The 7680-nt window shown below is 67.6% G+C and carries 6 protein-coding genes and 1 tRNA gene; 2 read left to right on the top strand and 5 right to left on the bottom strand.

What is annotated here, in order from left to right; genetic code table 11:
* The first annotated feature begins 197 nt into the window (after nucleotides 1-197).
* Complete coding sequence (locus DMC18_RS22985) at nucleotides 198-1211, top strand: LLM class flavin-dependent oxidoreductase (protein WP_110117754.1); 1014 nt, start codon at nucleotides 198-200, stop codon at nucleotides 1209-1211.
* Nucleotides 1212-1217: 6 nt separating this feature from the next.
* On the opposite strand, the gene DMC18_RS22980 is transcribed toward DMC18_RS22985, so the two are convergent.
* Entirely contained in the window at nucleotides 1218-2381 is a 1164-nt protein-coding gene (locus DMC18_RS22980) for a glycosyltransferase family 1 protein (protein ID WP_233245129.1), read from the bottom strand.
* A 245-nt stretch (nucleotides 2382-2626) separates the two neighbouring features.
* On the opposite strand from DMC18_RS22980, the gene DMC18_RS22975 reads away from it, so the two are divergent.
* Nucleotides 2627-3877: a glycosyltransferase gene (locus DMC18_RS22975; RefSeq protein WP_110117752.1), complete on the top strand. Its 1251-nt coding sequence runs from the start codon at nucleotides 2627-2629 to the stop codon at nucleotides 3875-3877.
* Between the two features lie 3 nt (nucleotides 3878-3880).
* Here the strand turns inward: DMC18_RS22975 and DMC18_RS22970 are convergent, their stop codons facing one another.
* The 4 genes from DMC18_RS22970 to lon form a co-directional block, all read right to left on the bottom strand.
* On the bottom strand, nucleotides 3881-4249 hold the full coding sequence (locus tag DMC18_RS22970; protein WP_110117751.1) for a GFA family protein: 369 nt from the start codon (nucleotides 4247-4249) through the stop codon (nucleotides 3881-3883).
* Nucleotides 4250-4323: 74 nt separating this feature from the next.
* A tRNA-Val gene (locus DMC18_RS22965) sits at nucleotides 4324-4398 on the bottom strand.
* A 105-nt stretch (nucleotides 4399-4503) separates the two neighbouring features.
* On the bottom strand, nucleotides 4504-4782 hold the full coding sequence (locus DMC18_RS22960; RefSeq protein WP_110117750.1) for an HU family DNA-binding protein: 279 nt from the start codon (nucleotides 4780-4782) through the stop codon (nucleotides 4504-4506).
* Between the two features lie 146 nt (nucleotides 4783-4928).
* Nucleotides 4929-7328: an endopeptidase La gene (gene lon, locus DMC18_RS22955; protein WP_110133341.1), complete on the bottom strand. Its 2400-nt coding sequence runs from the start codon at nucleotides 7326-7328 to the stop codon at nucleotides 4929-4931.
* Between the last annotated feature and the right edge of the window lie 352 nt (nucleotides 7329-7680).

The raw sequence follows: 7680 nt of genomic DNA, 5'->3' as shown, positions 1-7680 counted from the left end.
GTTAGAGCGCCGGCCTGTCACGCCGGAGGTCGCGGGTTCGAGCCCCGTCATTCGCGCCACTTTCCCCTCCCCCATTTTTTGAACTGCCCAGACAAGCGCCTCATGCTGTTGCTTGTACGCGCGTTCGCGAAGCCGACTGCGACAAATTGTGTCCGCGGACGGTTGTTACCGAGCGGTCGCATCCCGATCTAGCGGGCATGACTCAGCCCGCCGATCTCCCGCTTTCCGTCCTGGATCTGTCGCCGGTTCCTCAAGGAACATCGGTCAGTAAAGCCCTGGCCAATACTTTGGATCTCGCGCGTCATGCCGAGTCTCTAGGTTTCCACAGGTTTTGGCTGGCCGAGCACCACAACATGCCCGGGATCGCCAGCGCCGCCACAACCGTGGTGATCGGTCATGTGGCCGCCGGAACCTCGAAGATCCGAGTCGGGTCGGGCGGAATCATGCTGCCAAACCACGCGCCGCTGATGGTCGCCGAGGCTTTCGGCACGCTGGCGGCCCTGCATCCGGGCAGAATCGATCTGGGCCTGGGCCGCGCGCCGGGCACGGACCAGGCCACCATGCGGGCGCTTCGCCGCTACATGGGCGGGGTCGACCGCTTCGCCGAGGACGTCGTCGAGCTGCAGCAGTGGTTCAAGCCGGCCTCGGAAGACCAATCGGTGCGCGCCGTTCCGGGCGAAGGACAGGACGTGCCGATGTGGCTGCTGGGCTCCAGCACCTACGGCGCGCAGCTGGCCGCGGCGCTGGGCCTGCCCTACGCCTTCGCCGCCCACTTCGCGCCGGACCAGCTGATGGAGGCGATCGAGGTCTATCGCCGCGGCTTCCGGCCGTCCGAACAGCTGGACAAGCCCTACTTCATGATCTGCATCGGGGTGTGCGCGGCCGACACCGACGACGAGGCCCGCCGCCTTTTCACCTCGACCCAGCAGCAGTTCCTGGCCCTGCGTCGCGGCCGCCCCGGCCTGCTGCCGCCGCCCGTCGACGACATCACCGCCATCGCCGCGCCGCACGAACTGGCGGGCCTGGACCATACGTTCGGCTATTCGGCGATCGGATCGCCGGAAACCGTCGCCGCCAAGGTCAAGGCGGTGATCGCGGCCACCGGCGCCGACGAGGTGATGGCCGCCTCGCAGATCTTCGACCACGCCGCGCGGCTGCGCAGCTACGAGATCCTGGCGGGCCTGCGCGGCGAGCTGCGCCAGGCCGCCTAGACGACGTCAGTGCGAGGCGGCGACTTCCGCCGCTTCGCCGACGAACGCCCGCGAACCGGTGAGGCGGCCGTAGATTCCGGTCAGGCGCTCAAATACGGGCGTCCAGCCGTGCCGGGCCTCGGCCCGCTGGCGCGCGGCGCGGCCCAGGGCGACGACGTCGCGGGCGAACAGCGCCTCGACCGCCTCGGCGAAAACCCCGCCTTCAGAGGCGGACGCCAGCATGCCGACGGCTTCGTCGACGCTTTCGGCCACGCCGCCGGCGTCGATGCCGACCACCGGCAGGCCGCAGGCCATGGCCTCCAGCACGATCAGGCCGAAGGGCTCGTTGTCATTGGCGTGCACGAAGGCGTCGCAGCCGGCCAGGATAGCGGCCAGGGCTTCGGGATCGCGCTGATAGTCCATCGAGATCACCCGATCGCTCGGCCGCGCGCCCGCCCCGGCTCCGACCAGCAGCAGGACATAGGGTTCGCCCAGCTTCTCGACGGCGTCGACCAGCACGTCGAGCTTCTTTTCGCGCGCCGGGCGGCCGGCGAAGACGAGAATACGGTGGCGATCAGTCAGGCCCAGCCGGCGGCGCAGGGCCGCGCGGTCGCCGCGGGCCGGGTGGAAGGTGTCGACATCGACGCCCAGCGGCAGGCCGATGGCGTCTCGAACCCCCGCTTCGACGAGCCGGCCGGCGATGAAGTGACTGGGCGCCACAACCTGGTCGAACTGGCGATAGATCGCCGCCCAGCGCTTCTGGACCGGCTTTTCGGCCCACTCGCCGATGTGCAGCGCCGCCAGGGCGCCAAGATCGGTGTGGCAGAATCCGACGACCGGCACGCCCATGGCGTCGCCCGCCTTCAGCGCCGCCAGGCCCGGAGTGTAGGGGTCGCCGGCCTCGATGATGTCGGGCCGCTGGCGAATCAGCCGCTCCATCCAGCTGGTCTTGCCGATAGGCCAGCGGTAGCCGTCGCCGAACGGAAGAGGCGCGGCGTAGATCGACACGCGGCCGTGGCCGTCGTGGGCGTCGCGCGGCCCGGGTACGACCAGGGTGTGACGAACGCTCGGCCGATTGGCCGCCAGCCAGGCGCGTTTGGCGTTGAGATATCGGCGCACGCCGCCGCTGCGCGGCGCGTAAAGCATTGTCGTGTCGATCAAACGAGCGGGCCGACCTGAGGCGGATCGAATCTGCGGCGCGCCGGCTTCTGGGCTCGGCGGGGAAGTGGGCAGAAGATCGATCACGCCGTACCTCGCTGTTGCAGCGGGGCCGTCTTACGCGGCCGCCAAGCGATTAAGGTGCTCAGCAACGGGAGGTTCCCCCGAAGCTTGGCCGCTGTCCAGCGGCTCGCCGCGCCACCCTACGTCGTGCCCGCGCCAGGCGCAAAAACATCTGATACGAGACCGTTCGCTAGGTTGCGTAGGGGGCGAGGATCATGGCGCGATTTCTGTTCACGACCTGGGAGGGCGGCGGTCACGTCCAGCCGCTGCTGATGGTCGCCGCCGACCTCGCCGCGCGCGGCCACGAGGTGCTGGCGATCAGCGATCCGGCCAACGCCGCCGACGCCGCGGCGCTGTCCGTGCCGTTCCGCGCCTGGACGACCGCGCCGTTCCAGACCGGCAAGTCGCGCGAGGACGACCGGCTGCGCGACTTCGAGGCCGACAATCCCATGGCCGTCATCGAGCGCCTGCTCGACCGGGTGATGACCGGCCCGGCCGCGTCTTACGCCCGCGACGTGCTGGAGGCGCTGGACGCCTTCCCCGCCGACGTGGTGGTGAGCCAGGAGCTGCTGCTGGGCGCGATGATCGCCGCCCAGGCGCGGGGAACCAGGCTCGCTCTGCTGGCCGCCAATGTCTGGTCGCTGCCGAACCTGCCCGGCGCGCCGCCGTTCGGGGCCGGCATGGCCCCGGCGACCGACGACCAGGAGCGGGCCATGCATGCGATGGTCGCCCAGATGGCGCGGGGCCTTTTCCAGTCGGGCCTGCCGGCGCTGAACGCCGCCCGGGCCGAGCACGGCCTGCCCGAACTGGCCGACCTGTTCGCGCAGTACGAGGCCGCCGACGCGATCCTGCTGGCGACCAGCCCAGCCTTCGACTTCGCCCCCGATCCCCTGCCCGCCCCGTTCACCCATGTCGGCCCCTACTTGGCCGATCCGGCTTGGGTGGAGACCGTCGAGGTTCCGCAAGGCGACACGCCGCTGGTGCTGGTGTCGTTCTCGAGCCTTTACCAGGCGCAGGAAGCGACGCTTCGCAAAGTGCTGGCCGCCCTTTCCGCCCTGCCCGTCCGCGCCCTGGTCACGACCGGCCCGACCCTGGATCCCGCCGAGTTCGATGCCCCAGTCAATGTGAAGGTCGTGCGCAGCGCTCCGCACGGCGCCCTGCTGAAGGACGCCGCCGCCTTCGTGACCCACGCCGGCCACGGCTCGACCCTGCGGCCGCTGATGGAAGGCGCGCCCCTGCTGTGCCTGCCCATGGGCCGCGACCAGAACGACAACGCCATGCGCGCCGCCCACCGGGGCGCGGCGATCACCCTGGCGCCGGACGCCTCGCCGGAGAAGATCGGCCAAGCTCTGAGCCGGCTGCTGGACGAGCCGGCCTGGCGCGAGGCGGCCAGGGCCCTGGGCGCGCGGATCGCCGCCGACGCCAAGGCCCGCAGCGCCGCCCAGGCGCTGGAGGCCTTGCTCTGAGGCTCACCAGTCGTCGCGGCCATTGAGGTGGTTCACCGGCAGGGGCGACAGGTCGAAGCCTTCGAGCAGGCGGGCGTTGATGGCGACGCGGGGATTGTCGTAGTCGGCCTGGCCGCTGCTGAAGTCGGGAAACTGGCTGTAGGTCCCGCAGCCGCAGACGCCGCAGTGATGGTGCGTGCCCATGTAGTCGCCCCACTGGTAGGTCGAGACCCGATCGCGGGCGGTCAGCAGCCTGAAGGCGGCGAGCGGGTAGTAGGCGACCAGATTGCCGCGCTTGGAGCAGAACGAGCAGTTGCAGTCGGCAAGTTCGGTCGGCGGGGTCTCGACCTGGAACTGGACGGCGCCGCAGTGGCAGCTTCCCTTGACGGGCATGACGATCTCCCTTTTGGCGTCGGAACGCCTGGGAGACTGCCGAAGATCGCTGACAGTTGGTGTCAGCAATCCCCTGGTGGGCGGTGAGGGGATCGAACCCCCGACATTCTCGGTGTAAGCGAGACGCTCTACCGCTGAGCTAACCGCCCGCAGGGTCGCGCCTTCTAGCCGCCGAATGGCGGTCTGGGAAGCGCGCATGAAAAAGGGCGGGACGCCGTTGGAACGCCCCGCCCCTTTGAAGACCGAAAACGGGATTAGCCGTTCAGGGTGGTCTTCAGGCCTTCACCGACCTGGAAGCGGGCGGTCTTGGAGGCCGGACGCTCGACGGTTTCACCGGTGCGCGGGTTGCGCGCGGTGCCCGCGGCGCGGGTCACGGCCTTGAAGGTGCCGAAGCCCACCAGACGCACGTCCGAGCCCGACTTCAGCGAAGCGGTGACGGTGTCGATGAAAGCTTCCAGGGCGTCCTTCGCCTGGTTCTTGTTGATGCCCGCCTTTTCGGCGATCGCCGTGACGAGTTCGGCTTTTGTGGTCATTTTTATCTCCCAGCCAATAAGCGGCGGCGCTGCAACAGCTTACGCCGCTTCGCTCGCCGGGAAGTATGCGGGGAACGCTTGCCCCGTCAAACGAAGGCGGCGCGGAAAATTCCCGCGCCGCCCCAGTTATCAACAATAAGTTACTGTTAGTGCGTGAGAACCGCGTCGTCTCCGGCTTCATCGCCCTTCGCGGGGCTCGCCAGAGGCTCCTCCGATTCGCTCCACTCGACCGGAGTCAGGGGTCCGGTGAGAGCGTGCTTGAGCACTTCGTCGACCGTCGAGACCGGAATGATCTCGAGACCGGCCTTCACCGATTCCGGCACGTCGACGAGATCCTTCTCGTTTTCCTGCGGGATCAGCACCGTCTTCACGCCCGAACGCAGGGCCGCCAGCAGCTTCTCCTTGAGGCCGCCGATAGCGGTCACCCGGCCGCGCAGGGTGATCTCGCCGGTCATGGCGATGTCCTTGCGGATCGGGATGCCGGTCAGCACCGAGACCATGACCAGGGCCATGGCGATACCGGCCGACGGACCGTCCTTGGGCGTGGCGCCGTCCGGCACGTGGATGTGGACGTCGGTCTTCTCGAACACCGGCGGCTTGATGCCGAACTGCAGCGCCCGCGAGCGGACGTAGCTGTTGGCCGCCGAGATCGACTCCTTCATCACGTCCTTGAGGTTGCCGGTGATCGACATGCGACCCTTGCCCGGCATCTTCACGGCTTCGATCGTGAGGATGTCGCCGCCGAACTCCGTCCAGGCCAGACCGGTGACGATGCCGACCTGGTCGACTTCGTCGGTCTCGCCGTAGCGGTACTTCTTGACGCCGGCGTACTTGGCCAGACGCTCGTCGTCGATCGTGATCGAGGCGACCTTTTCGCGCGACAGGTCACGCACCGTCTTGCGGGCCAGGGCGCCCAGTTCCCGCTCCAGCGACCGCACGCCGGCTTCCCGGGTGTAGTAGCGGATCAGGTCGCGGATCGCCTTTTCCGGCACGACGAACTCGCTGTCCTTCAGGCCGTGATCCTTGGCCAGCTTGGGCAAAACGTGACGCTTGGCGATCTCCAGCTTCTCATCCTCGGTGTAGCCGGGGATGCGGATGATCTCCATGCGGTCCAGCAGCGGCTGGGGCATGTTCAGGCTGTTGGCCGTGGTGACGAACATCACCTGGCTCAGGTCGTAGTCGACCTCCAGGTAGTGATCGCCGAAGGTCGAGTTCTGCGACGGATCCAGAACTTCCAGCAGGGCCGAGGCCGGATCGCCGCGATAGTCGCTGCCCATCTTGTCGATTTCGTCGAGCAGGACGAAGGCGTTGGTGGTCTTGGCCTTCTTCATCGACTGGACGACCTTGCCGGGCATCGAGCCGATATAGGTGCGGCGGTGACCGCGGATCTCGGCCTCGTCACGCACGCCGCCGAGGCTCATGCGCACAAATCCGCGACCCGTCGCCTTGGCGATCGACTTGCCCAGCGAGGTCTTGCCGACGCCCGGAGGACCGACGAGGCACAGGATCGGGCCCTTCAGGGAGTTGGTCCGGGCCTGCACGGCCAGGTACTCCAGGATCCGCTCCTTGACCTTGTCCAGGCCGTAGTGGTCGGCGTCGAGGATCTCCTCGCTCTCATTGAGATCGATCTTCTTGGTCTTGGCCTTGCCCCACGGGATCGACAGCAGCCAGTCCAGATAGTTGCGGACCACCGTGCTCTCGGCCGACATCGGGCTCATGTTGCGCAGCTTCTTCAGTTCGCCCTCGGCCTTGGCCCGGGCTTCCTTCGAAAGCTTGGTCTTCTTGATGCGCTTCTCGAGCTCGATCAGCTCGTCGCGCTGATCGTCGGGGTCGCCCAGCTCGCGCTGGATCGCCTTCATCTGCTCGTTCAGATAATACTCGCGCTGGGTCTTCTCCATCTGGCGCTTCACGCGCGAGCGGATCTTCTTCTCGACCTGCAGCACCGAGATCTCGCCTTCCATGAGGGCGAAGACCTTCTCCAGGCGCTTGGTGACGTCGAAGATTTCCAGCAGGTGCTGCTTGTCGCCGATCTTCACCGACAGGTGGGCGGCGATGCTGTCGGCCAGCTTGCCCGGCTCGGCGATCTGCGGGATCGACGCCAGGGCCTCGGGCGGCACCTTCTTGTTCAGTTTGACGTAGTTCTCGAACTGCTCGACGACGGCGCGCGACAGGGCCTCGGCCTCGGGACCGGCGCCCTGGTCTTCGCTGACTTCGCCGACCTGGGCCTCGTAATAGGCCTCCTGCTCGGTGAAGCGCACGACGGCGGCGCGGCCCTTGCCCTCGACCAGCACCTTGACGGTGCCGTCGGGCAGTTTCAGCAGTTGCAGCACGGTGGCCAGCACGCCGACTTCGTAGATGTCGGCCGGAGCCGGATCATCGTCGGCGCTGTTCTTTTGGGTGACGAGCAGGATCTGCTTGTCGCCGCGCATCACTTCCTCGAGGGCGCGGACGGATTTGTCGCGCCCAACGAACAGCGGCACCACCATGTGCGGGAACACAACGATATCCCGCAGGGGCAACACAGGAAGCGTACGGATCTCAGACATGTTTTCACTCCCGGCCGGCGCGCGAAACTCGCGCCTTGCCACGCGGACCGCCGTCACTTCAGACGATGCGCCTGAGTCGTACGGTCCGTCCGCCCGGGACTGGGCGGATGGTCGTTATTTATGTGGACCTTTTGCGACGCGGTTCAAGCGTGCTCGCCCGCCAGCGGCGACGAGTCGCGCATTGGTGGTGACGCTGGATATTTCGGTCGCGCGGCGGGCTGAGCCATGGGGGATTTCGCCGCTTGGCCGCTGACGCAGCGGCAGATCGTTTCTTCACCGCAGTGCGGGAAAGGGATGCTCCCCCTGAAGGGGGAGCTGTCGCGGAGCGACTGAGGGGGAAGTTGCTGGTGAG

It is taken from the genome of Caulobacter sp. D5 (assembly GCF_003185805.1).
In the GTDB taxonomy this organism is placed as follows: Bacteria; Pseudomonadota; Alphaproteobacteria; order Caulobacterales; family Caulobacteraceae; genus Caulobacter.
Note: the sequence above shows the minus strand (reverse complement) of the source record. Positions and strands in the feature narration are given on the sequence as shown.

What these genes read in the sequence shown, in the direction of transcription:
- DMC18_RS22985 (WP_110117754.1), top strand. Translation starts at nt 198, where the DNA reads ATGACTCAGCCCGCCGATCTCCCGCTTTCCGTCCTGGATCTGTCGCCG.
- DMC18_RS22975 (WP_110117752.1), top strand. Translation starts at nt 2,627, where the DNA reads ATGGCGCGATTTCTGTTCACGACCTGGGAGGGCGGCGGTCACGTCCAG.
- DMC18_RS22970 (WP_110117751.1), bottom strand. Translation starts at nt 4,249, where the DNA reads ATGCCCGTCAAGGGAAGCTGCCACTGCGGCGCCGTCCAGTTCCAGGTC.
- lon (WP_110133341.1), bottom strand. Translation starts at nt 7,328, where the DNA reads ATGTCTGAGATCCGTACGCTTCCTGTGTTGCCCCTGCGGGATATCGTT.
- DMC18_RS22960 (WP_110117750.1), bottom strand. Translation starts at nt 4,782, where the DNA reads ATGACCACAAAAGCCGAACTCGTCACGGCGATCGCCGAAAAGGCGGGC.